General features: G+C 63.0%; 22 protein-coding genes and 1 pseudogene. 8 read left to right on the top strand and 15 right to left on the bottom strand.

Annotation, left to right across the window (positions count from 1 at the left end):
- Positions 1-243: 243 nt before the first annotated feature.
- A complete protein-coding gene (locus tag FJ428_RS16950) occupies positions 244-1,035 on the bottom strand; it encodes an ABC transporter ATP-binding protein (protein ID WP_140495131.1) in 792 nt (263 codons plus the stop codon).
- 130 nt (positions 1,036-1,165) lie between these two features.
- On the opposite strand from FJ428_RS16950, the gene FJ428_RS16945 reads away from it, so the two are divergent.
- Positions 1,166-1,570, top strand: a complete 405-nt coding sequence (locus FJ428_RS16945) for a cupin domain-containing protein (protein WP_140495129.1) — start codon at positions 1,166-1,168, stop codon at positions 1,568-1,570.
- A 328-nt stretch (positions 1,571-1,898) separates the two neighbouring features.
- Here FJ428_RS16945 and hydA read toward each other — a convergent pair whose 3' ends face one another.
- From hydA to FJ428_RS16920, 4 genes are all read right to left on the bottom strand, one after another.
- The gene (gene hydA / locus FJ428_RS16935) at positions 1,899-3,350 is read right to left on the bottom strand and encodes a dihydropyrimidinase (RefSeq protein WP_140557476.1); all 1,452 of its coding nucleotides are present in this window, start codon (positions 3,348-3,350) and stop codon (positions 1,899-1,901) included.
- Between the two features lie 64 nt (positions 3,351-3,414).
- A complete protein-coding gene (locus FJ428_RS16930) occupies positions 3,415-4,665 on the bottom strand; it encodes a Zn-dependent hydrolase (RefSeq protein WP_140623102.1) in 1,251 nt (416 codons plus the stop codon).
- On the bottom strand, positions 4,666-5,079 hold the full coding sequence (locus FJ428_RS16925) for an endonuclease domain-containing protein (RefSeq protein WP_224680270.1): 414 nt from the start codon (positions 5,077-5,079) through the stop codon (positions 4,666-4,668).
- 139 nt (positions 5,080-5,218) lie between these two features.
- The gene (locus tag FJ428_RS16920) at positions 5,219-6,547 is read right to left on the bottom strand and encodes an aspartate aminotransferase family protein (protein WP_140521238.1); all 1,329 of its coding nucleotides are present in this window, start codon (positions 6,545-6,547) and stop codon (positions 5,219-5,221) included.
- Positions 6,548-6,774: 227 nt separating this feature from the next.
- Here FJ428_RS16920 and FJ428_RS16915 point away from each other — a divergent pair, with 227 nt between their 5' ends.
- Positions 6,775-7,410, top strand: a complete 636-nt coding sequence (locus FJ428_RS16915) for a TetR family transcriptional regulator C-terminal domain-containing protein (protein WP_140495120.1) — start codon at positions 6,775-6,777, stop codon at positions 7,408-7,410.
- 15 nt (positions 7,411-7,425) lie between these two features.
- On the opposite strand, the gene FJ428_RS16910 is transcribed toward FJ428_RS16915, so the two are convergent.
- Positions 7,426-8,298, bottom strand: coding sequence for a helix-turn-helix transcriptional regulator (locus FJ428_RS16910; protein ID WP_140495117.1), 873 nt, complete (start codon positions 8,296-8,298; stop codon positions 7,426-7,428).
- Positions 8,299-8,399: 101 nt separating this feature from the next.
- On the opposite strand from FJ428_RS16910, the gene FJ428_RS16905 reads away from it, so the two are divergent.
- A complete protein-coding gene (locus FJ428_RS16905; RefSeq protein ID WP_140557471.1) occupies positions 8,400-9,239 on the top strand; it encodes an SDR family NAD(P)-dependent oxidoreductase in 840 nt (279 codons plus the stop codon).
- Positions 9,236-9,958, top strand: a complete 723-nt coding sequence (locus tag FJ428_RS16900) for an SDR family oxidoreductase (RefSeq protein ID WP_140516664.1) — start codon at positions 9,236-9,238, stop codon at positions 9,956-9,958. The genes FJ428_RS16905 and FJ428_RS16900 overlap by 4 nt, the downstream gene beginning before the upstream one ends.
- Before the next feature lie 9 nt (positions 9,959-9,967).
- On the opposite strand, the gene FJ428_RS16895 is transcribed toward FJ428_RS16900, so the two are convergent.
- The 5 genes from FJ428_RS16895 to FJ428_RS16875 all read right to left on the bottom strand — a co-directional run bounded on the left by FJ428_RS16895 (position 9,968) and on the right by FJ428_RS16875 (position 14,225).
- Positions 9,968-10,345: a DoxX family protein gene (locus tag FJ428_RS16895; protein WP_140675430.1), complete on the bottom strand. Its 378-nt coding sequence runs from the start codon at positions 10,343-10,345 to the stop codon at positions 9,968-9,970.
- A 101-nt stretch (positions 10,346-10,446) separates the two neighbouring features.
- Positions 10,447-10,905, bottom strand: coding sequence for a carboxymuconolactone decarboxylase family protein (locus FJ428_RS16890; protein ID WP_140495113.1), 459 nt, complete (start codon positions 10,903-10,905; stop codon positions 10,447-10,449).
- An 11-nt stretch (positions 10,906-10,916) separates the two neighbouring features.
- The gene (locus FJ428_RS16885) at positions 10,917-11,435 is read right to left on the bottom strand and encodes an Rrf2 family transcriptional regulator (RefSeq protein ID WP_140623098.1); all 519 of its coding nucleotides are present in this window, start codon (positions 11,433-11,435) and stop codon (positions 10,917-10,919) included.
- Positions 11,436-11,544: 109 nt separating this feature from the next.
- On the bottom strand, positions 11,545-12,858 hold the full coding sequence (gene preA / locus FJ428_RS16880) for an NAD-dependent dihydropyrimidine dehydrogenase subunit PreA (RefSeq protein ID WP_140495109.1): 1,314 nt from the start codon (positions 12,856-12,858) through the stop codon (positions 11,545-11,547).
- A 2-nt stretch (positions 12,859-12,860) separates the two neighbouring features.
- Positions 12,861-14,225: an NAD(P)-dependent oxidoreductase gene (locus tag FJ428_RS16875; protein WP_140495107.1), complete on the bottom strand. Its 1,365-nt coding sequence runs from the start codon at positions 14,223-14,225 to the stop codon at positions 12,861-12,863.
- A gap of 300 nt (positions 14,226-14,525) precedes the next feature.
- On the opposite strand from FJ428_RS16875, the gene FJ428_RS16870 reads away from it, so the two are divergent.
- Positions 14,526-15,302, top strand: a complete 777-nt coding sequence (locus FJ428_RS16870; RefSeq protein WP_140516670.1) for a VOC family protein — start codon at positions 14,526-14,528, stop codon at positions 15,300-15,302.
- 72 nt (positions 15,303-15,374) lie between these two features.
- On the opposite strand, the gene FJ428_RS16865 is transcribed toward FJ428_RS16870, so the two are convergent.
- Positions 15,375-15,863 (bottom strand): hypothetical protein, encoded by a 489-nt coding sequence (locus FJ428_RS16865; protein WP_140664791.1) that lies wholly within the window; start codon positions 15,861-15,863, stop codon positions 15,375-15,377.
- A gap of 200 nt (positions 15,864-16,063) precedes the next feature.
- Here FJ428_RS16865 and FJ428_RS16860 point away from each other — a divergent pair, with 200 nt between their 5' ends.
- Positions 16,064-16,456, top strand: coding sequence for a DoxX family protein (locus FJ428_RS16860; RefSeq protein ID WP_140516674.1), 393 nt, complete (start codon positions 16,064-16,066; stop codon positions 16,454-16,456).
- Between the two features lie 21 nt (positions 16,457-16,477).
- Here the strand turns inward: FJ428_RS16860 and FJ428_RS16855 are convergent, their stop codons facing one another.
- Positions 16,478-18,904, bottom strand: coding sequence for an FAD-dependent oxidoreductase (locus tag FJ428_RS16855; RefSeq protein WP_140879845.1), 2,427 nt, complete (start codon positions 18,902-18,904; stop codon positions 16,478-16,480).
- A gap of 66 nt (positions 18,905-18,970) precedes the next feature.
- Positions 18,971-20,509, bottom strand: a complete 1,539-nt coding sequence (locus FJ428_RS16850; RefSeq protein WP_140495097.1) for a trimethylamine methyltransferase family protein — start codon at positions 20,507-20,509, stop codon at positions 18,971-18,973.
- Between FJ428_RS16850 and FJ428_RS16845 the strand changes: the two genes are divergently transcribed.
- Together FJ428_RS16845 and FJ428_RS16840 are read left to right on the top strand one after the other, a co-directional pair.
- Positions 20,508-20,711 carry a hypothetical protein gene (locus FJ428_RS16845; RefSeq protein ID WP_140557465.1) on the top strand — a complete coding sequence of 68 codons (204 nt, stop codon included), beginning with the start codon at positions 20,508-20,510 and terminating at the stop codon, positions 20,709-20,711. The two genes, FJ428_RS16850 and FJ428_RS16845, sit on opposite strands and share 2 nt — an antisense overlap.
- 16 nt (positions 20,712-20,727) lie before the next feature.
- A complete protein-coding gene (locus FJ428_RS16840; protein ID WP_140521244.1) occupies positions 20,728-21,318 on the top strand; it encodes a transglycosylase SLT domain-containing protein in 591 nt (196 codons plus the stop codon).
- Positions 21,319-21,862: 544 nt separating this feature from the next.
- Here the strand turns inward: FJ428_RS16840 and FJ428_RS16835 are convergent.
- Positions 21,863-24,064: pseudogene (locus FJ428_RS16835) on the bottom strand (ABC transporter ATP-binding protein); the annotation flags it as partial.
- Positions 24,065-24,092: the final 28 nt, after the last annotated feature.

Below are 24,092 nucleotides of genomic sequence, written 5' to 3'. Positions count from 1 at the left end.
GAATCCATGCCGTTACCTCTCCGCTCCGCGACCATTCGGAATATGGCTCCCTCCGCGCCGCTTAGCCTGCCGAATATTCTCGACTGTTTGCGCCTTTCGGCAGGCGTCACGGCATGGATCCTAGGGTCTACGTATGCCGCTTCGCGGCTACTCCGCCCTAGAATGACGAAGGCGTAGGTGGCCGCTCCTTCGTGAGGTGGAGGCGCCTTTCGGGGCGCTGCCGCGAGTCCATCCTGCCCCCGCTCAATCATCATAGCTGTGCCCTGCCCTTAAGCCGTCTCGCACCCGTGCGGCGATCGCCAGGAACTCCGGCGTCTCGCGGATGTCGAGTGGCCGCTCCTTCGGCAGCGTCGATTCGATGACGTCGCTGACGCGGCCCGGGCGCGGCGACATGACGACGATGCGCGTCGATAAATACACCGCCTCGGGAATGGAGTGCGTGACGAAGCAGATGGTCTTGTTGGTGCGCGCCCACAATTGCAGCAATTGCCCGTTGAGATGGTCGCGCACGATCTCGTCCAGCGCGCCGAACGGCTCGTCCATCAACAGAAGGTCGGCATCGAAGGCGAGCGCGCGAGCGATCGAGGCGCGCTGCTGCATGCCGCCGGAAAGCTGCCAAGGATACTTCTTCTCGAAGCCGGAAAGGTTGACGAGATCGAGCGTGCGCCTGATCCGCTCTCCCTGCTCCGCCCCGGACAGACCCATGATCTCCAGCGGCAGCGCGACGTTGCGCTCGATGGTGCGCCAGGGAAACAGGGCGGCGGCCTGGAAGACATAGCCGTAGGCGCGTTTCTCGCGCGCCTGTTCTGCTGTCATGCCGTTGACCGAAATGGTCCCCGAGGTCGGCTTCTCAAGATCGGCGATGACCCGCAGCAAGGTCGTCTTGCCGCAGCCCGACGGCCCGATGAAGGAAACGAACTCACCCTTGCCGATGGTCAGGTCGACATTGGACAGCGCCTGTACCGGCCCGTCATTGGTCTGGAAGGTCAGGCCAAGCTTGCTTGCCGCGACGACGGCTGGCGAAATCCCCGTCATCGGCCGCGGCCTGCCTGTTCCTGCCCCTTTAGTGCCGGCCCGATTCCGATTGCTTTTATCGCGATGTTGTTTTCCACTCGCCCAGTCCCATTGGTCTTGTTCCACTCATTCGACGCCCGGAGTTTCCCCGATGTCGCCTCAACCCACTTGCCATCTTATCCGCCCTGAAAGCTCTTATGAAGGCAAGCAGGGATTGACCTATTTCGCCGGTATCGCCACCGAGTCGGTCGGCTCATCTGGTATCTGCATGCATGTGCTCACCATGCCGCCCGGCGCCCGCGCTAAGGCGCATCTGCATGAGAACCATGAAACGGCGATCTACGTGCTCTCCGGCGAGGTCCATACCTGGTACGGCGACCGGCTTGAGAACCACATCGTCGCCAAAGCCGGCGACCTCTTCTACATTCCGGCCGGCGTGCCGCATCTGCCCGCCAATCTGAGTGGGGCCCCGTCTTCGGCCGTCATTGCCCGCACCGATCCCAAAGAGCAGGAAAGCGTCGTCCTGCTGCCGGAACTGGATGCATTGGTCGCCTGAAGCCGGCCTTGCGGGGCTAGGCGCCCATCGGCCAATTGCTTGAGGTTTGCGCTGCCCCTCATCGCCCTGCCGGGCACTTCTCCACGTATCGGGACGGGGAGAAGGACGATTTCGCGAAGGATTTCGCCAATTTCCAGCGTTGCCGGAAAGGGCGCCAAGATTGCGTTCAGTTCCCTTCTCCCCGTCCCTATACGGGGAGAAGGCGCCGGCAGGCGGATGAGGGGCAGCACCAACTTCGGCAATCATCGGCACCGGGAAACTTCCCCGCAGACGGTGCCGTCCTTGTCGGCGATCATCAGTTTCTTGGCGCTTTTCGAGCTGCGCAAACTCAAACCCCAGTCGCCGGAATGCCTGTCCGCTCCACCTTGCGCGGCGCGGTGATCTCCTTCCAGGTCGACAGTGCCCGGTTGACCGCCGCGTTCGGCTCGCGGCCGACGAACTGGCCATGGCCAGGCTTGGCCTTCACCTCGGTCTCCTCGATCGACAATTCGCCACGCGAGAAGACAAAGCGCGGCAAGCCGGTCACTTCGACGCCTTCGAAGACATTGTAGTCGATGACCGACTGCTGCTTCTTCGAAGAAATCGTCTTCTTGCGCTTGGGGTCCCACACGATGATGTCGGCATCCGCGCCTTCGACAATGGCGCCCTTTTTCGGGTACATGTTGAGGATCTTGGCGATGTTGGTCGAGGTTACGGCGACGAATTCGTTCATCGTCAGCCGCCCGGTGTTGACGCCCCTGGTCCACAGCACCGGCATGCGATCCTCGAGGCCGCCCGTGCCGTTCGGGATCTTGGTGAAATTGCCGACGCCGAAGCGCTTCTGGTCCGTGGTGAAGGCGCAGTGGTCGGTCGCCACCACCTGCAACGATCCCGCCTGCAGGCCGGCCCACAGCGAATCCTGGTGTAATTTGTTGCGGAAGGGCGGGCTCATCACGCGGCGCGCCGCATGGTCCCAGTCCTTGTCGAAATACTCGCTCTCGTCCAGCGTCAGGTGCTGGATCAGTGGCTCGCCGAACACCCGCATGCCTTTCTGACGCGCCCGGCGGATGGCCTCGTGCGCCTGCTCGCAGGAAACATGCACGACGTAGAGCGGCACGCCGGCCATGTCGGCAATCATGATGGCGCGGTTGGTCGCCTCGCCTTCCACTTCCGGCGGGCGCGAATAGGCGTGCCCCTCCGGGCCATTGTTGCCGGCGGCAAGCAACTTCTGCGAGAGCGCCGCAACCACGTCGCCATTCTCGGCATGCACCAGCGGCAGCGCGCCGAGCTCGGCGCAGCGCTGGAACGACGCATACATCTCGTCGTCGTCCACCATCAGCGCGCCCTTGTAGGCCATGAAATGCTTGAACGAGGTGATGCCCTTGTCGACGACGGTGGCCATCTCGTCGAACACCTGCTTGCCCCACCAGGTGATCGCCATGTGGAAGGAATAATCGCAGGACGCCTTCGAGGTCTTGTTGTCCCACATCTGCAAGGCCTCGAGCAGCGACTGCTGCGGCGACGGCAGGCAGAAATCGACCACCATCGTCGTGCCGCCGGCTAGTGCCGCGCGCGTGCCGGACTCGAAATCGTCGGCCGAATAGGTGCCCATGAACGGCATTTCGAGATGGGTATGCGGATCGATACCGCCTGGCATGACATAACAGCCGGTGGCGTCGAACTCATGGTCGCCGTGTAGGTCGGAGCCAATGGCGACGATCTTGCCGTGCTGCATCAGCACGTCGGCCTTCCATGTGCGGTCGGCGGTAACGATGGTGCCGTTTCTGATGACTTTGGTCATTTTTCTCGTTCCCTTGTTCCTTCGCGCTTCTTGCGAGCAGCGTTTGGAAATCCAGCTTTCCAGCTTACTCCACGATGACCGCTGTCTCCACCACGGCATGGAACAGCACGTCGGCTCCTGCCGCCGCCCATTCCTTGGAGATCTCCTCGGCCTCGTTGTGGCTGAGACCGTCGACGCAGGGGCACATCACCATGGCGGTCGGCGCGACGCGGTTGATCCAGCAGGCGTCGTGGCCCGCGCCCGAGACGATGTTGCGGTGCGTGTAGCCGAGCCGGTCGGCGGCATCACGGATCGCCTTGACGCAGCCCTTGTCAAAGGTGACCGGATCGAAATGGCCGACCTGCTCGATCTTGTACTGGATGTCGAGCGCCTCGCATATCGTGTCGATGCCTTCGCGGATGCGCCCATCCATGGCGTCGAGCACTTCCTTCTCCGGCGAGCGGATGTCGATGGTGAAGACCGTGCGCCCGGCGATGATGTTGCGCGAGTTCGGATAGACTTCCATGTGGCCGACCGCGCCGACGGCGTCCGGCTGGTAGTCCATGGCAATCTCGTGCACCAGTTCGATCACGCGCGCCATGCCGAGCCCGGCATTGCGGCGCTTGGGCATCGGCGTCGAGCCGGTATGCGCCTCCTTGCCGGTCAGCGTCACCTGCAGCCATTTCAGCCCCTGTCCATGGGTGACGACGCCGATGTCGATGCCTTCGTCCTCGAGGATAGGCCCTTGCTCGATATGCAGTTCGAAAAAGGCGTGGATCTTGCGATCGCCGACCTTCTCCGTGCCCTTCCAGCCGATACGCTCCAGTTCCTCGCCGAATTTCTTGCCGTTCTTGTCCGTATGCTCGTAGACGTCGGTCTGGTCGAGCACACCGGCGAACACGCCGGACGCCATCATCGCCGGGGCAAAACGCGAGCCCTCCTCGTTGGTCCAGTTCGTGACCACGATCGGATGTTTGGTCTTGATGCCGAGATCATTGAGCGAGCGGACGATCTCCAGGCCGCCGAGCACGCCGAGCACGCCGTCATACTTGCCGCCGGTCGGCTGCGTGTCGAGATGGCTGCCGACATAGACCGGCGGCAGGCTGGGATCGGCGCCTTCGCGCCTGGCAAACATGGTGCCCATCTCGTCGACGCCCATTTCGAGCCCGGCCGCGTCGCACCAGCGCTTGAACAGATGCCGGCCCTCGCCGTCCTCGTCGGTCACGGTCTGGCGATTGTTGCCACCGGCAATGCCGGGGCCGATCTTCGCCATCTCCATGATGGAATCCCACAAACGGTCTGAATTGATTCGCAGATTCTCGCCGGGTGCGGCCATTCAAAACCTCTCCAATTGCGTGGCGTTCCCCTCCCCCTCGAGGGGAGGGTGGCCGCGAAGCGGTCGGGTGGGGTCGCCGGACATGCGCTCGACCTTCCCTTTGACCACCTGCGCAACATGCCAAGGGTTGTTTATGACATCGGGCTCATCGACGCGAAAGACATCAAAGCCGAGCGAGCGCAGATAGGCATCACGAACGGCATCATGCCGCTTGCCCTTCTCGTGTTCGTGCAGATCGCCATCAACTTCAACGATCAGCTTCACGGCGAGGCAGGCAAAGTCAACGATATAAGGCCCGATCGGACACTGACGACGAAACTTGATGCCGGCCGATTTCAGCTCGCGCAGTTCATACCAGAGCAAGGATTCACCCCTGGTTGCGTGAACTCGAAGCGCGCGCGCCTTTTGGCGCATTTCGTAGCTCACGCGAGTGCGGGGCATCAACGGCAGCCTCGCGGCAACAGATCAGGTCGGCACCCCGTCGCACCGACCCCACCCGACCGCTTCGCGGCCACCCTCCCCTCGAGGGGGAGGGATATCCGCGCCCAGTTCTTCAATCGATCGACCTCAGTACCTCACGCACATGATCGATCAGTTCGTTGATCTGGCCCTTGGTGATGATCAGCGGCGGCGACAGCGCGATGATGTCGCCGGTGGTGCGGATCAGCGCGCCGCGCTCGAACGCCTTGACGAAGGCCGAGAAGGCCCGCTTGGTCGGGCTGCCGGCAATTGGCGCCAGCTCGATCGCACCGATCAGGCCGATGTTCCTGATATCGATGACATGCGGCTCGCCCTTCAGCGAATGCAGCGCGTCTTCCCAATAGGGCGCCAGTTCCTCGCCGCGGGTGAGCAGGCCCTCTTCCTTGTAGGTGTCGAGCGTGCCGAGCGCCGCGGCGCAGGCGATCGGATTGCCCGAATAGGTGTAGCCGTGGAAGAACTCGATCATGTGCTCGGGGCCGGTCATGAAGGCGTCGTGGATTTCCTTCTTCACGAACACCGCGCCCATCGGGATGACGCCGTTGGAGACGCCCTTGGCGGTGGTCATGATATCAGGCGTGACGCCGAAATAATCGGCAGCGAACGGCGCGCCAAGACGGCCGAAACCGGTGATGACCTCGTCGAAAATCAACAGAATGCCGTGCTTGGTGCAGATTTCGCGCAGCTTCTGCAAATAGCCCTTGGGCGGCAGGATGACGCCGGTGGAGCCGGCGACCGGCTCGACGATAACGGCCGCGATGGTCGAGGCGTCATGCAGCGCAACGATGCGCTCCAGCTCGTTGGCCAGCTCCGCGCCATGTTCCGGCACGCCCTTGGAGAAGGCGTTCTTCTCCGGCAGGTGTGTGTGCGGCATATGGTCGACGCCGCCGAGCAGCGTGCCGAACATCTTGCGGTTGGTGACGATGCCGCCGACCGAGATGCCGCCGAAATTGACGCCGTGATAGCCGCGCTCGCGTCCGATCAGACGGGTGCGCGAGCCCTCGCCCTTCACGCGGTGATAGGCGATCGCCATCTTCAACGCGGTCTCGACCGATTCCGAACCGGAATTGGTGAAGAACACGTGATCCATGCCCTTCGGCGCGACGTCGACCAGGCGGTTGGCCAGTTCGAACACGATCGGGTGGCCCATCTGGAAGGCCGGAGCGTAGTCGAGCTCGGCGGCCTGCTGCTGGATCGCCTCGGTGATCTTGGGCCGGCAATGGCCGGCATTGACGCACCAGAGGCCGGCGGTGCCGTCCAGCACCTTGCGGCCGTCGCTGGTCGTGTAGTGCATGTCCTTGGCGGACACGAACATGCGCGGCGCCTGCTTGAACTGCCGGTTTGCCGTGAACGGCATCCAGAATGCACTGAGATCGTTCGGCGTGACTTTCAGCCGGTTGGACATGACCAAGACTTCCCCTTGTAACCTGTTTCGGTACGTCCAACGCTTGGTCTTTGCCGCGCTTTCGTGCTACGCAAATTTTTGACCGATTGGACAAACGTTAGCACCGCCCTGTCGGCGGTCAAGGGATTACTAGCGGAAATGCGGCTCCTGAAGTGCGTTCCACAGGCCGGGGAAAAACTGGTCCAGAGAATTGGGCCAGACCGCTTTCAACACGAGGGCGCGCAACGGTGAACACCAGCACGGAAGCCCCTCGCCGCACCCGCATCCAGCAGGAGAAGCGCGAACTCATTCTCGAAGCCGCGCTCGAGGTGTTCTCCACCAATGGCTTCCGCGGCTCGACCATCGACCAGATCGCCGAAGCCGCTGGGATGTCGAAGCCCAACCTGCTCTATTACTTTCGCCGCAAGGAAGACATTCACGAGACGCTGATGCAGCGCCTGCTCGACACATGGCTGGCGCCGCTCAGGGAACTCGACGACATCGGCGATCCCCTGACCGAGCTCAGGAGCTACATCAGGCGCAAGCTTGAAATGGCGCGCGATTTTCCGCGCGAGAGCCGGCTGTTCGCCAACGAGATTCTGCAGGGCGCACCACGCATCATGCCCTTGCTGACCGGCGAACTGAAGACGCTGGTCGACGAGAAGGCAACCGTCATCAAGGGCTGGATGCGCGCCGGCAAGATCGCCAGGACGGATCCTTGGCACCTGATCTTCTCGATCTGGGCGACGACCCAGCACTATGCCGATTTCGACGTCCAGGTCCGCGCCGTGCTCGGCCCGAACCGTGGCGGCGACGGCCGCTTCGAGGACGCAGCGAGGTTCCTGGAGCAATTATTTCTCGACGGGTTGAAGCCGAAGGCCTGACCCTGCCCTGAAGGCTCAGGCGCTGCGCCGCTCGGCCGGCAGTGCATCAAGCAAGCTCTGCAGCTTGGCGATCGAGTTCTGCTCGGCCAGCGGCGTGTAGACGACCAGCCGCATGTCGGATCCATCGTCAATCGACAGGCTCATATGCTCGAAGGCCATGGCGCCGGCCGTCGGATGGCGGACGTGCTTCAGACCCGTCAGCTTTCGCGCTACGTCACGTCGGGGCCACCAATCGCGGAACTCGGGGCTCGAGCGCATCATCAGCGCGATCAGCCGGTCGAAATCGGGATCACCGACATATTTGGCGCTTTCGGCGCGAAACGAAGCGAGCACCACGCGAGCAAGCTCTTCCCAGTCGACGAGCAGGCGACGGTGCTGCGGGCTTGTAAACACCATGTGGACGATGTTGCGGGCGTCGCCTTCCAGCAAGCCATAATCGCCGAACACCGCGACGGCTGCCGGGTTCCAGGCGAGCACGTCCCAGCGCCGGCCAACCACATAAGCGGGTTGCAGCACAAGACTTTGCAGCATGTGCAGCAACGGCCCGTCGACCTTTTCGGGCGTTGCCCCACGACGCTCCGGCTGTTGGCGGCCGGCGAGGATGAACAAATGCCGCTTCTCGACAGCGTCGAGGCGCAGCGCCTCGCAGAGCGCCGCCAGCACCTCCACCGAGGGCCTGACATCCCTGCCTTGTTCCAGCCAGGTGTACCAGGTGGTGCCGACACCGGCGATCATCGCCACCTCCTCGCGCCGCAGGCCCGGCGTGCGCCGCCGCGCGCCGCAGGCAATGCCGGCGGCCTGTGGCGAAAGCCTCTCGCGGCGCGAGCGCAGGAAGGCGCCGAGCTCGCGCCGGCGGCTGTCTTCAGCGGAATGAGAAGGAGCATCCATGACCCTATTATAGCAGTACCGATACCAGGATAAAGTTTGAACTGTTTGGCGCGCACCCGCTGCCCCATCTTCTGTCGAGAGCAACGAATGGAGGCTCAAACATGGACCTGAAAGACAAGACAATCCTGATCACCGGCTCGACCGACGGTGTCGGCCGGGTCGTCGCGCAACGGCTGGGCGCAGGTGGCGCCCGGGTGCTGGTGCACGGACGCGACGCGGCGCGCGGCAAGGCCACGGTCGCGGACATCGAGGCGGCCGGCGGCAAGGCCGAGTTCTTCGCAGCCGACCTCGCCTCGCTGGCCGAGGTGCGCCGGCTCGCCGAGGCCGTGCGTGAAAAAACCGCTCGGCTCGACATCCTCATCAACAATGCCGGTGTCGGCACGGCTGGCCAAAACGCCAAAAGGCAGGTCAGCGCCGACGGCTATGAACTGCGCTTCGCCGTCAACTATCTCGCCGGCTTCCTGCTTACGGAGGGATTGCTGCCCCTGCTGAAGGCCAGCGCGCCGGCGCGTATCGTCAACGTCGCCTCGGCGGGCCAGCAGGCCATCGACTTTAGCGACGTCATGCTTACCCATGGCTACAGCGGCGTGCGCGCCTACTGCCAGAGCAAGCTGGCGCAGATCCTGTTCACCATCGATCTCGCCGAGCAGCTCAAGGGCAGCGGGGTTACCGTCAACGCCCTGCACCCGGCGAGCTACATGAACACCACGATGGTCCGGCAGGCAGGCGTCACGCCATGGAGCTCGGTGGAGACCGGCGCCGAGGCCATTGTCAATCTCGCCACCTCCCCCGCGCTCGAAGCGCGCAGCGGCCTCTATTTCGACGGCCTGCGCGAATCCCGCGCCGACGCCCAGGCTTACGACGCAACGGCAAGACAGCAATTGCGAGTCTTGAGCCTGGACCTTGTCGGCCAGGCAACATCGAAGGAACAACATTCATGACCGACAAGATCGAACACACAGTCGTCATCGGCGGCTCGTCCGGCATCGGCCTGGCGACGGCGCGCAAACTGCTCGGCCCCGGCATGAAGGTGACCATCACCGGGCGCAATCAGGACAAGCTCGTCAGCGCATGGAAAAGTCTCGGTGGCGCCGCTGACAAGGCGGCATTCGATGCGTCAAAGCCGAATGAAGTGCGCCACTTCTTCGAGCGTCTCGGCCCGTTCGACCATCTCGTTCTGGCCGCGAGCGGCGGCAAGGGCCTTGGCCCGTTCGAAACACTCGACCTTGCCGATATCGCTGGCGGCGTCGACGAAAAGGTGCGGCCGCAATTGTCCTGCCTGCAGGCGGCCTTGCCAACGCTGGACAAATCAGGATCGGTCACCTTCATCTCGGCGGTATCCGCCCAGCTCGCCACGCCGGGCGTCGCCGGCATCGGCGCCGTCAATGGCATGCTCCTGACGGTGGCACCGATCCTGGCCGTCGAGCTGAAGCCGCTGCGCGTCAACGTCGTGGCGCCCGGCGTCATCGACACGCCCTGGTGGGACTTTCTGCCGGACGAGCAGCGGCAGGCGATCTTTGCCGACTATGCCGGCAAGACGCCGGTCGGCCGCATCGGCCGCGCCGAGGACGTCGCCTCGGCCATAGCCTTCCTCGTCTCCAACGGCTTCATGACCGGCCAGGTATTAACCTGCGATGGTGGTTTGCGGTTCGCGGCCTAGCTGCAACCGTCAAAGCGATTGGGCGATCAGCGTCAGGAAACCGCCGCTCAGCGCGACATTGCCAACAAAACCATTGATACGCGACGCACGCTCCTGTCCCTGATGGTCCCAGAAATTGTGGAACATCGGCGTGGCGACGATCAGGAACAGCACCAGCACCGCACAGGCAGTGGCGGTCCAGAAGCCCGTCACCACCAGCACGCCGGCGACGATCTGCAACACGATGCCGGCCCAAAGTGCCAGCCGCGCCTGCGGCACGCCTCGCGCGGCCATCAGCCCCGTCAAGAAGCCCGCGTTCTGGATGTTGCGCAGGCCGGCGAAGACAAACCCGCCGCCAAGCAACAGCCGGCCGAGAACCAACAAGGCGGCGGGCAAATCGGCAAGCATCAAACCCTCTCCCTACGAAATTCGGCAAGCATCAAACCCTCTCCCTTTGAAATAATGGGAGCGCCGCCTCCCTTGGCGGCGCTCCGATCGTGATCAAACAATCAGGCGGCCTTGGCGGCAGGCATCGGATGAATGGCATGGAACGGAATGCAAAGCCGGTTCCAGGTGTTGATCATGCCCAGCGCCACGGAGAGCTTGACCAGTTCCTCTTCCGAGAAATGTTCCAGCGTGCGGGCATAGAGTTCGTCCGAAACACCATTGTTGGCGATCAGCGTCACGGCCTCGGTCCAGGCCAAAGCGGCGCGCTCGCGCTCCGAAAACAGCGGCGATTCCTTCCAGGCTGAAACCAGATAAAGCCGCTGTTCGGTCTCGCCATCGCGCCTCGCCTCGCGGCTGTGCATCTCGACACAGAAGGAGCAGCCATTGATCTGTGAGGCCCTGAGCTTGATCAGGTGCAGCAGGCTTTCCTCGAGCCCGCATTCGTCGACCGCCTTGTTGAGCGCCGACACCGCTTTCATGATCTCGGGCGCCTTGGCGAAGAACTGGAGCCTCTGTCTCATCATCTTTCCTTTCATGTTTGCTTGGTTGAACTGGATTTCTGCTGCCGCTGGTGGCGCTCGGTGAAAGCGCAGCTTGCCGCGACCGACCGCGGATCGGCGCCTTTCATGAAGTCCGCCACGATGTCGGACAGCCTGACCTCGGCCAGCGCCGCGCGATAGGCGCGCTCCGCCTTCAGCATCGCAGCATTGATGCCGCACGGCCTGACATAGGCTGACGCATCGAGTTTCGTCGGGCCGCGCTGGCGGATTTCGCCGCATCGAAAAGCCGGCTCGCGCCCTTCGACCGCCAGCACGATATCCAGCAGCGTGATGCGTTCGGCCGGTTTCGCCAACCGGTAGCCGCCCGCTGGTCCCGGAACCGATTCCAGGATGCGCGCAGCGGTGAGCATGTTGAGATGTTTCAGGAGATAGCTCGGCGACAGGCCAAACGCCTCCGCCAGGGCCGCACCTGGCATGGTGCTGTCGCCATCGACGCCAGCCAGCGTCGCCGCGCAGTGGATGGCCGCTTCGACGCCATCGCCGAGTTTCATGATACCAATCTCCAATACATGGATAAATTATATCCTGGATATCTTTTATCTGCAATAGCAAAATGAAAACGGCGCCCGAGGACGCCGCTTTTTCCTTGATTGTTCCGCCCTACTCCGCCGCCACCTTGGCCATTGGGTTGTTCGGGTGCGTGGTCCAGTTGGCGTAGACCGGCGACACAGGCATGCCGGTGCGCTGGTCCATCACCCCGGCGGCCAGCGGCTCCATGGTGATGCAGTTGTCAACCGGGCAGACATTGACGCAAAGATTGCAGCCGACGCATTCGGCCTCGATCACCTCGAAATGCCTGACGCCGTCGACCATGCTGGTGATCGCCTGATGCGAGGTGTCCTCGCAGGCGATGTGGCAGCGGCCGCATTTGATGCAGGCATCCTGGTCGATATGCGCCTTGGCGACATAGTTGAGGTTGAGATACTGCCAGTCCGTGACATTGGGCGTGGCACGGCCGATGATGTCGTCGAGCGAGCGATGGCCCTTCTCGTCCATCCAGTTTTCGAGACCGGCGATCATCTCCTGCACGATCTTGAAACCGTAGGTCATCGCGGCCGTGCACACCTGCACGTTTCCGGCGCCGAGCGCCATGAACTCGGCAGCGTCGCGCCAGGTGGTGATACCGCCAATGCCGGAGATCGGCAGCCCCTGCGTTTCGGGGTCGCGCGCGATCTCGGCCACCATGTTCATGGCGATCGGCTTCACCGCAGGGCCGCAATAACCGCCATGCGAGCCCTTGCCGTCGATGGTCGGCATCGGCGCGAAGCTGTCGAGATCGACGCCGGTGATCGAGTTGATGGTGTTGATCAGCGACACCGCGTCGGTGCCGCCGGCATGTGCTGCTCGCGCCGGCTTGCGGATATCGGTGACGTTGGGCGTCAGCTTGGTGATGACGGGCATGCGCGTGTACTGCTTGCACCAGCGCACAACCATTTCGATATATTCCGGCACCTGGCCGACGGCGGCGCCCATGCCGCGCTCCGACATGCCGTGCGGGCAGCCGAAATTGAGCTCGATGCCGTCGGCGCCGGTTTCCTCGACAAGCGGCAGGATCGCCTTCCAGCTTTCCTCGACGCAAGGCACCATGATCGAGGCGATCAGCGCCCGGTCGGGCCACTCCATCTTGACCTGCTTCATCTCACGCAGATTGGTCTGCAAGTCGCGGTCGGTGATCAGCTCGATGTTGTTGAGGCCGAGCAGACGGCGGTCGGCGCCCCAGATCGCGCCGTAGCGTGGGCCATTGACGTTGACCACCGGCGGGCCCTCTTCGCCCAGCGTCTTCCAGACGACACCGCCCCAACCGGCCTTGAAGGCGCGCACGACATTGTAGGCCTTGTCGGTCGGCGGCGCCGAGGCCAGCCAGAACGGATTGGGCGATTTGATGCCGACGAAATTATTCCTGATATCTGCCATGCTCATGCCCTCCCGTTCGAGGTCAGTGCCCGGTGAATGGATTCCGCCGCATCACGCCCTTGCGCCACGGCCGAAACGGTCAGGTCGTCGCCACCGAATATGCAGTCGCCGCCGGCCCAGACCTTGGCCAGCGAGGTGCGCCCTTCCGCATCGACCTTGATGCGCCCGGCCTCGAGCTCGATCGCAGCACCGCTGCCGTTGAGCGCAGCGGGGACGAAACTCTGTCCGATCGCCTTGAACACCTGGTCGGCAACGAGGGTCAGCGTCTCGCCGGTGCCGGCAAGACTGTCGCCGTTCATGGCGGTGTATTCAAGCTCGATGGCATTGACCTTGCCGCCTTCGGCAATCACCCGCTTCGGCTGTAGCCAGTGTCGGATGACGACGCCGTTGGCGGCCGCCAGGTCCTGCTCGAATTCGGAAGCATTCATATGTTCCTGGCCGCGCCGGTAGCAGATCGTCACCTCCTCGGCGCCAAGCAGCTTCGACTGCACCGCGGCATCGATCGCCGTCATGCCGCCGCCGATGACGACGACGCGGCGGCCGACCGGCAGGCCGGAGAGATCGCTGGCTTGGCGCAGCTCGGAGATGAACTCGACGGCGTTGGTGACGCCCACGGCGGCCTCGCCATCGGCGCGCAGCGCATTGACGCCGCCGAGCCCCATGCCCAGAAACACCGCGTCATAATTGCGGATCAGGTCGGAGAGCTGATAGTCGCGGCCGAGCGCCTTACCGTTCTGGATATCAATCCCGCCAATCGAGGTAACGTACTCGACCTCGGCTTGGGCGAAATTGTCGACGCTCTTATAAGCGGCGATGCCGTATTCGTTGAGCCCGCCCGCCTTCGCGCGCGCTTCCAGGATTGTGACGTCGTGGCCATGGCGGGCGAGCCGATGTGCGGCGGCAAGGCCGGCCGGCCCGGCGCCCACCACGGCGACCGCCTTGCCTGTCGGTGCGGCACGTGGATAAAATTGCCTGTTCTCGCTCATCGCGATATCGGTGGCATAGCGCTGCAGCCGACCGATCTGCACCGGCTTGCCTTCCGCCACTTCGCGCACGCAGACCTCCTCGCACAGCGTCTCGGTCGGGCAGACGCGGGCGCACATGCCGCCCAGAATGTTCTGGTCGAAAATGGTCTTGGCCGAGCCGATCGGATTGCCCGTGGAGATCTGGCGGATGAACAGCGGAATGTCGATCGAGGTCGGGCATGCGTTCATGCACGGCGCGTCGTAGCAGAAATAGCAGCGGTCCGCTTCGACCAGCGCCTCGTGGTGATCGAGCGGCGGATGCAGGTCGGAAAAATTGTCCGCATACTGATCGGCAGGCAGCCGGCCGCCTGCAATGCCTTCCCTGAACTGGCCTTCTGCCATCGTCAGTTCCCCTTGTTTTCGTTTTAGGGAAGGCTAGCACGTTTTATTTTTTTATCAATTGGTCAATTTTCTACATAAGCCTCTGAAAAGGCTCGAATAAAACATGATAATTTGGTTCACGTTTAATATCATAATGCGCGAATGTCGAACTTTCGAGGAAGGACGGTCCGCTAAGCGGCAGGCCGCAATCATGGCATGCCTGTCGAGCCGCAATTTTTCCTCCGCTGTCGGATTTCCGTCTCGAAGATCGTCCTATGATGGATCGAAGGACGATCGACGCAAAAGGTGAGGAGACCGACGATGCCGAAATCCCCAATGCCCTTCTTCTGGTACGAATTGATGACATCAGACCTCGACGCCGCCGAGGCGTTCTATACCAAGGTGGTCGGCTGGACCGCGCAAGCCTTCGACAAGGCTCCCGGCATGCCGCGCTACATCGTCATGAATGTCGGCGAGCGTGGCGTCGGCGGGCTGATGACGATGCCTGAGGATGCCGCCAAGATGGGCATGCCTCCCGCCTGGCTTGGCTATATCCACACCAGGGATGTCGATGCTGCCACGGCGTCGCTGCAGAAAGCCGGCGGCGCCGTTCATCGCCAGCCCGACGACATTCCGGGCGTCGGCCGCTTTGCCGTCGTCGCCGATCCGCAAGGCGCGACCTTCATGTTCCTGCAGCCGAACGGGCCCGACCAGCCGGTCGTGCCGGCCAGCACGCCGGGCCATATCGGCTGGCACGAGCTTTACACAACCGACTGGAAGGCCGCGTTCGACTTCTATTCCAGCCAGTTCGGATGGACCAATGCCGGCGATTTCGACATGGGGCCGATGGGAACCTATCAAACCTTCGCGGCCGGCCCCGAATCCGGTGGCGGCATCATGAACAAACCCGAACAGATCCCGGTGCCGGTCTGGCAGTTCTATTTCAACGTAACCGCCATCGACGCGGCGGCAAAACAGGTGACCGACAATGGCGGCAAGATCCTAATGGGCCCGATGGAGGTCCCCGGCGGCAGCTGGATCGTGCAGTGCCAGGATCCGCAAGGCGCCCATTTCGCCTTGATGGCGCCCGGACGGTAAGGGGCTCAACGTCGCACAGGAGGACGGCCTTTGATCGTAAGATTGAGGGCCGTGTCCTCGCTTGGCGCCGAGCTATTCCGGCGTCAGCACCGCGACTTTCAGGCCTGCCTTTTTTGCACCGCTGAACTGGACGGTGGCCGGGCCGGGCGCAAGCTTGAACCGAACGCTTTTGCGAATGTCCGGACAGGTCTTGACCCCGCTGTAGCCGGCCAATTTCACGGTATGGCCGTCTTGAATGACATCGATCCAGGCTTCGCCCGACAGGCTTATCTGGATGCCCCCTTCCGGCGGCACAACCATGCTGGCGACAGCGCCGAACGTGCCAGGCGCCGGGGCACGTTCCGGCGGGAGGGCGAATTCCGCTGTCTCGGCCGGCACCAGAACCAGATCGGCGGCAGCGCCGACCGCCAGCGTCGTCCCCGACGCAGCAGAAGGAGGCGCGGCGAACAGCGCCTGCTCGCGCATTACCGGCCATTTGAAAGCCTCGCAGCCGGCATCCCCGGCCATCGCGAAGCTGGTACCTGCAAGGATTGCGAAAAAGCTGATGACGACTTTTTTCATGGCGAGAGACCCCCAAACGATTTCAACTATCTACAGATCGATACAACCAGAGGGATAATAATGCAACCTTAGGGAGAAAATATCGATGCGTTGCGGAACATCTCGCATCACCGATTGTTGATGTCCGGTAGCGGGAAGTGAATGGTCCATCTCGGGGCGATAATCTAGGCCGGACCTGGGGGGTGAAAACGGAGTTTCAGATGGCGCTTTTTGAAGGCTTGGCCCGATACCAGCCACAGGCGCTCGGCGTTCTGCGCATCATGACCGCGCTGCAGTTCATCGAGCATGGCAGCCAGAAGCTGTTCAATTTCCCAGCAAGCGCCGAACCCCACGCCCTCAGCGGGTTGACTTTGACAGCCGGCATTCTCGAGTTCGCCGGCGGCATCCTGCTCGCGCTGGGGCTGTTCACCCGCCCAGTCGCCTTCCTTCTGGCCGGCGAGATGGCGATCGCCTATTTCATGGCGCACATGCCGCGCGGCTTCTTCCCGGTCAACAATGGCGGCGATTTGGCGATCTCGTTCTGCTTCATCTTCCTCTATCTGTTCTTCGCCGGCCCTGGCGCCTTTGCGCTCGACAATCGCCGCGCTGCCTGATGCGAGCCGGATGCGGATTGTTCACGCCCGCATCCGCTGCAAATTGGCGTCGAACAGCGGCACCGGCTGCATGCGTGCGGCATGGCGCTTGCCGAGGATTTCGATCTCGAAGCCTTCGCTCTCCTCGGCGATCTCCTTCGGCACGTAGCCCATGGCCACCGATTTCCTTGAATGATGCGCATAGCCGCCTGACGTCACCCAGCCACGCACCGTGCCGCCGAACCAGATCGGCTCGTCGCCGATGACATCGGCGTCGGCAGCCTCGACGATGAAGGCGCGCAGCCTGAGCCTGCCGCCCTGCTTGCGCTCTGCCAACGCCCCGGTCTTGCCTATGAAATCGGCTTCCTTGCCATAGGCGACAAAGCGATCGAGCCCTGCCTCCAGCGGTCCGTAGATCGGCCGGTATTCGCGCGCCCACGAGCCATAGTTCTTTTCCAGCCGCAGTGCGTTCAGCGCACGGGAGCCGAACAGGCCAATGCCGAACTCCTCGCCCGCCGCCATCAGCGCCTGGAACGCCGCGCGCTGATATTCCGGCGCCACCCAGATTTCATAGCCGAGATCACCGGTGTAGCTGACGCGGCCTACCAGGCACGGCGCCATGCCGATATCCATCTTGCCGATGGCCATGAAGGGAAAGGCGGCGTTCGAGACGTCCGTCCGCGTGACCTTGGCCAGCACGTCCCGCGCCTTCGGCCCGGCGACGGCAAGGCCGGTGAGTTTCGCGCCCGAAGCCTCGATGCGGACAGAACCATCCGCGGGCAGATGCTTTTCGAACCAGCGCATATGGTACTGCTCGGCAATGCCGGAACCGGCGATGAACCACTCCTCGCCGCCGAGATTGGCCAGCGTGAAATCGCCGATGAGCTTGCCGTCCTCCTTCAGCATAGGCGCCAGCGTCATGCGGCCTGGCCTCGGCAGCTTGCAGGCGAGCAGCCGGTCGAGCCATGCAGCAGCCCCCTCGCCTGTCACGCCGTATTTGGCGAAATTCGAAATCTCGGCGATGCCGACGCCCCCGCGAACGTTTGCAACCTCCCTGCCGACATGCGCGAAATCGCTCGAGCGACGCCACGAGAACTCGTCCTTGACGCCTTCGGGCGCGTACCAGAGCGGCACTTCCAGCCCATAGGACACGCCCCATTGCGCGCCCTTGGCCGACAGCAGGTCATAGACCGGCGTGGTCTTCAGCGGCCGTCCGGCGGGCAATTCCTCATTGGGGAAGCGTATCGAAAAGCGCCTGGAATAGTTCTCGCGCACCTTAGCGTTGGTGTAGGCCATCGTCGCCCAGTCGCCATAGCGCGACACGTCCATGGCCCAGATGTCGGCGCCGGGATCGCCCTCGATCATCCAGTTGGACAGCGCGAGCCCAACGCCGCCGCCCTGGCTGAAACCGGCCATGACGCCGCAGGCCACCCAGAAGCCCGGCAAACCGCGCACCGGCCCGACCAGCGGGTTGCCGTCAGGCGCGAAGGTGAAGGGTCCGTTGATGATCTGCTTGATGCCGGTGTTCTGAAAGGCCGGGAAATGCCGGAAGCCGACTTCCAGCGACGGCGCGATGCGGTCGATGTCCGGCTCCAGCAATTCATGGCCGAAATTCCACGGCGTCTGGTGCTCGGACCATGCCTTGTTGGCCTTCTCATAGGTGCCCATCAGCATGCCGCCGCGCTCCTGGCGCAGATAGAGCTCGCCGTCGAAATCGACGGCGTGGATGATCTCGGTGCCGGTCTTGGCGTTCCAGGCGGCGACCTCCGGCATGTCCTCGGTGATCAGGTACATGTGCTCCATGGCCAGCACCGGCAGTTCGAGCCCGACCATGCGGCCGACCTCGCGCGCCCAAAGGCCACCGGCGTTGACGACATGCTCGGCCACGACCTCGCCCTTGTTGGTGATGACGCGCCACAACCCGTCGGGACGCCGCACGATGTCCTCGACCTTGGTGAAGCGCTCGACCTCGGCGCCCAGCTTACGCGCAGCCTTGGCATAGGCATGGGTGACGCCGGAGGGATCGAGATGGCCGTCTTCCTTGTTGCGGACAGCGCCGACGAACTGCTTGGGGTCGAGCAGCGGCATCAGTTCGGCCGCTTCTTTCGGCGAGATTTCTTCGAGATCGATGCCGAGATAGCGACCCTTGGCGACGACGCCACGCAGCCAGTCGAGCCGCGCCTCGGTCGCCGCCAGCAGCACGCCGCCAGTCAGATGCACGCCGGTCGCCTGGCCGGAAAGCTCCTCGATCTCCTTGTAGAGGTTGATCGTGTATTTCTGCAGCTTGGCGACGTTGGGATCGCCATTGATCGTGTGCATGCCGCCGGCCGCGTGCCACGTCGAGCCTGAAGTCAGCTCGTCTCGCTCCAGAAGCACGACGTCGGTCCAGCCATGGCGGGCGAGATGGAACAGCACGGAACACCCGACAACCCCGCCGCCAATGACCACGACCTTTGCATGCGATTTCATGGGTTCTTCTCTGATATCAGTGAGTTGGATGGGCTAGATGATTCAAAACGGGACGTTCGTGGCGCATCACGGCTCGCCCGCCCCAATCGCTTCCTTGCGCTTGGTCACGTAGGCCTCCAGCGCTTCGCGCACGGTGACGTCCATCGGCGGCTCGACATAGTCTTCGAGCGCCTTCTTCCACAACCGCGTGGCGCGCGCGGTTGCGTCGAGGCCGCCGGCTTCCTGCCAGGCTTCAAAATTCTGCCAGTTCGAAAGCATCGGCTGATAGAAGGCCGTCGCATAACGTTCCAGCGTGTGCGGCTCGCCGAAGAAATGGCCGCCGGTCGGCACCGCGCCCAGCGCCTCGACGGCAAGCTCGGCCTCGTCGACCACGATCGGGCGCAAAAATTCCATCATGTGCTGGATCATTTCGACGTCGATAATGAATTTCTCGAACGACGCCGTCAGCCCGCCCTCCTGCCAGCCGGCGGCGTGATAGACGAGGTTGCCGTGGCCGAGCACAGCGCCCCACAGCGCCATCAACGTCTCGTAAGCGCCTTGCGCATCGGCGGCGTTGGAGGCCGAGCCCGGCGTTGTCCGGTAGGGCAGCCCGTAACGCCGTGCCAATTGCCCCGACGCGATGTTGGCCTTGGTGTTTTCAGGCGTGCCGAAGGCCGGCGCGCCCGACTTCATGTCGACATTGGAGGTGAAGGCGCCATACATGACCGGCGCGCCCGGACGCACAAGTTGCGTCAGGACTACGCCGAACAGTGCTTCCGCATTCTGCTGCGCGAGCGCACCCGCCAGCGTCACCGGGCTCATCGCGCCCATCAACGTGAACGGCGTGACTGCCACAGACTGGCCGAATTCGGCCATCGTCATCAGCCCCTCGGCCATCATCTCGTCGAAACGGCGCGGCGAGTTGACCGAGATGATGGTGGCGATGCCGGGATCGTCGCGCAACTGGTCCAGCGTCAGCCCACGCGCGATCGCCATCATTTCGATCCCGTCCAGCGCCCTGCCCCGGCCGATCGCCGAGACATGGAAGCTTTTGTCGGTCAGCGTCAGATTGGTGAAATAGGTGTCGAGATGGCGCGAATTGGCCGGCAATTCGACCGGCGCGCAGACCTGGTTACCGAGCATGTGCACGCAGTTGAAATGCTGCGCCAGCCGGGTCAGATCCGCATAGTCGCGCAAATTGCCGGGGCGGCGGCCCCGCGCCATGTCGTGCACATTGGGCGGCCCCGCAACGAGCGTGAAATTGATTGTGTTGCCGCCGAGATGAACGGCGTTGGCCGGATTGCGCGGTGTAAGGGAATAATTGGACCGCGTCGTCTTCAGCGCCTCGTCGACCATGCCGCGGTCAATGCGCACGTTCGCCGACGCGTGGTCCACGCTGGCACCGGCCTGCTCGAACAGCGAGAGCGCCCGCGGGCTCATCACCTCGATGCCGAAATTCTCCAATATGTGCATCGACGCCTGGTGGATCGCCTCGATCTGGTCGGGCGACAGCAAGGCCATCGGCGGATAAGGATTGGTCACCCGCCTCGCCGGCAGCTGCGGGATAGGCCCTGGTCCCCGGTTGCTGGTGCGCTCGGCGCCGCGCTTGCGTCTTGGTTCGTTCATGCCAGGCATCAAAGCCTCGGCAAACCGCGCCAGCTGTCAGAAATACGCCGTTTGCGGGCGCGATTTTAACCGAGGCGGCATTTTCGAAATATCGATTTATGAAAAGCGACAAGATATGTCGGGTGATCAATATGGCATTTTTCTGAAGCGCCCGCATCGGCGGCCCGTTAACGAGGGCAGCAAGATTCCCTTTATGATTTGAGCCTATTGCTCTGCCGATGCGTAGGTCGAGTTTTAGTAAAATTGTAGCGGTTGGTATGCTGCTGGCACTTTCGGCCTGTGCGACGGCCCCCAGCCACATCAACAATGTCTGCGCCGTCTTTGACCAGAATGACGGCTGGTTCGACAATTGGCAGTCGGCCGCCGAACGCGCCGAGCAGAAATACGGCGTGCCCGTCCCCGTGCTGATGGCGACCGTGCGCAAGGAATCGGGATTCAAGAGCAACGCCCGGCCGCCACGCACCAAACTGCTCGGTTTCATCCCATGGAAGCACGTCTCGTCGGCCACCGGCTTCTCGCAGGCGCTGGACGGCACCTGGTCGCAATATCAGAGCGAAACCGGCAACTGGGCGGCGCGCCGGACCAAATTCGCCGACGCCGTCGATTTCGTCGGCTGGTACCATTCCAAGACAGCGGATACCTACGGCGTCGCCCGCAACGACACCTACAATCTCTACCTTGCCTATTATCTCGGCTGGACCGCCTATGGCCGCGGCAATCGTGGCGATTCCGGCGTCCAGAGCTATGCCCGGGCCACCGACAAGATGGCCCGCGACTATGCCGAACAGCTAAGGCAGTGCGGCAGCTAAAGGGCTCCCGCTACAACGACAGCATCTGTCAGCGCGGCTTCCTGCCGAACACCTTGATGTATTCCGCCTCGCCGCCCTTGGCGAGCGCCTTCGCCTGCTTGACCCAGTCCTCGCGCTCGATGCGGCCCTGGAATCTCAAATGGTCGTCGACCCACTCCGGTTCGGCCTTCTTCCACGAGGCAATTTGAGCGTAGGTGAAGATACCGAGGCCATTGAGGATGGCTTCCGTCTTCGGACCCACGCCGGATATCAATTTCAAGTCGTCCGGCTTGGCAGGCTTGGAGATGCCGGCGGGTCGGTTCCTGTCGGCCGCGCCATCACGCGCCGCGCCTGGTCTGGCCGCACGGCCGCTAATTGGTGCGACACGCGCATTCTCTGCCTGGCGGCCCTCGCCAAGCGTTCTCGGCGTGAAAGGCGCGGAGGTCGCGTTGGCATCGGTCGCCGGTGCACCTGTTTCGGAGACCTCGTCGCGCACCTCGTGGCGGCGGGCTCGCCACACGGCTTCTGTCTCCTCGGCGTCCTCTCCCACCGCGCTGGCTTCCGCACTGGCGGTCTTGCCATGTGGTCGGTTGGGTGGCTGACCGGCAAAGCCCGGGCCGGCCCCATGCGGCGCGTCGTCCGGCACGCCCTCATGGTCGGCATGCTGCTTGTCGAACTTGATCACTGGCTCCATCGTCGCCAGAACGTCGTCCGAGAGCCAGCACAGGCTCATGTGCCCGCCGCCCAGGTTCTTTACCGGCGGCACCTTGGTTTCGCAGAGATTATCCGGCACCAGTCTCTTGTAGCCGCAGCGCGTCTGGAATGGACAGCCTGTCGGCGGGTTCATTGCCGAGGGTATGTCGCCCTCCAGCACGATGTGCTTCTTGACCACGCTGGTGTCGGCGATCGGGATCGCCGAAAGCAGTGCCTCGGTGTAGGGATGATAGGGCGGCGCGAAGATCTGGTCGGTCGTACCTTGCTCGACGATATAGCCGAGATACATGACGACGACCCGGTCGGCGATATAGCGCACGACCGACAAATCGTGGCTGATGAACAGCATCGTCGTCTTGTTCTTGCGCTGGATGTCCATCAGCAGCTCGGTCACCGCCGCCTGCACCGACACGTCGAGCGCCGAGACCGGCTCGTCGGCCACCACCACCTTGGCATCGCCGGCAAAGGCGCGCGCCACGCCGATGCGCTGCTTCTGGCCACCCGAAAGCTGGCGCGGCTTGCGGCTCTCGAAGGCGCGCGGCAGCTTCACCAGGTCAAGCAATTCCAGCATGCGCTTGCGCCGGTCGGCGACGGTCTTGCCGACGTTGAATTTTTCCAGTGTGCGGATGATCTGCGAGCCGACCGAATGGCTGGGGTTGAGCGTATCGAACGGGTTCTGGAACACCATCTGGATCGACGACACCGTGTCGACGCTGCGGCTCTCGATGCCGGTCGACTGGATTTCCTTGTTGGCGAGCGTGACCTTGCCGGAGCTCGCCGTCTCGAGCCCGAGCAGTACTTTGGCCAGCGTCGATTTTCCGCACCCGGATTCGCCGACAATGGCGACGGTTTCGGATTCGCGCGCCGTAAACGAAATCGTCTCGTTGGCCTTGACGACGCGGCCCTCGCTTGAGCCGAACACCTCGCTGCCGCCAACCTTGTAGTATTTTCTCAAGTCCTCGATCTTGAGTACCGGTGCGCCAGGCACGACCTTCTCATTGACCTTTTTGGCGCCGGGCGGCAGGGCGTCCCAATCGATTTCGTTGAAGCGCACGCAGCGCGAGAAATGACCTTCATGTCCCGCGACTTCGATCATCGGGATTTCGGCGGCGTTGCAGACGCCCTCGACGAAATGGTGGCAGCGCGGACCGAAATTACAGCCCTTCGGCCTTTCATGCGGCAGGGGCAGCTGGCCGGGGATCGAGATCAGCGGCCGCGAGTTCTTGTCGGCGCCCGGCAGTGGAATCGAGCGGAAAAGGCCCTGCGTATAGGGATGGCGCATCCGGTCGAACACGTCCTTGATCTTGCCGGTCTCGACGGCCTCGCCCGAATACATCACCGTGATGCGGTCGCAGGTCTCCAGGATCAGGCCAAGATTGTGCGACACGAAGATCATCGAGGTGCCGAACTTCTCGCCCAGCCCCTTGACCAGTTCGACGATGCCCGCCTCCACCGTTACGTCGAGCGCCGTCGTCGGCTCGTCGAGGAGAAGCAGCGCCGGCTTCGACAGCAGCGCCATGGCGATGACGATGCGCTGCTGCTGGCCGCCCGAAAGCTGGTGCGGATAGGAGCGCATCATGCGTTCCGGATCGGGAAGCTTCACCGAGCGCACCATTTCGAGCGCACGTTTATAGGCCTCTTCCTTCGACACCTTGTCATGGATCAGCGGCACTTCCATTAACTGCTGGCCGATCTTCATCGCCGGGTTCAGGCTCGCCATCGGCTCCTGGTAGATCATGGCGATCTTGTTGCCGCGGATGCTGCGCAGCTCCTCCTCGGAGAGCTCGCCCATGTCCTTGCCCTGGAACTTGATCTTGCCGCCGACAATCTTCCCGATGTTGGAGAGGTCGCGCATGATGCCGAGCGACACGGTCGACTTGCCGCAGCCGGATTCGCCGACAATGCCCATCGCCTCGCCGGGCATGACCGTGCAGGAAAAATCCATCACGGCCGGTATCTCGCCCTTGCGGGTGAAGAAGGAGATCGACAGGTTCTCGATCTCGATGATCGGCCCATTGTTCGGCCTGGCCGGATTTCGAACTGCCTCGTTCATGGGTCGCTCCAATCCTTGGTTCTTCCGG

Origin of the sequence: Mesorhizobium sp. B2-8-1 (assembly GCF_006440955.1) — a bacterium.
Lineage (GTDB): Bacteria > Pseudomonadota > Alphaproteobacteria > Rhizobiales > Rhizobiaceae > Mesorhizobium.
Note: the sequence above shows the minus strand (reverse complement) of the source record. Positions and strands in the feature narration are given on the sequence as shown.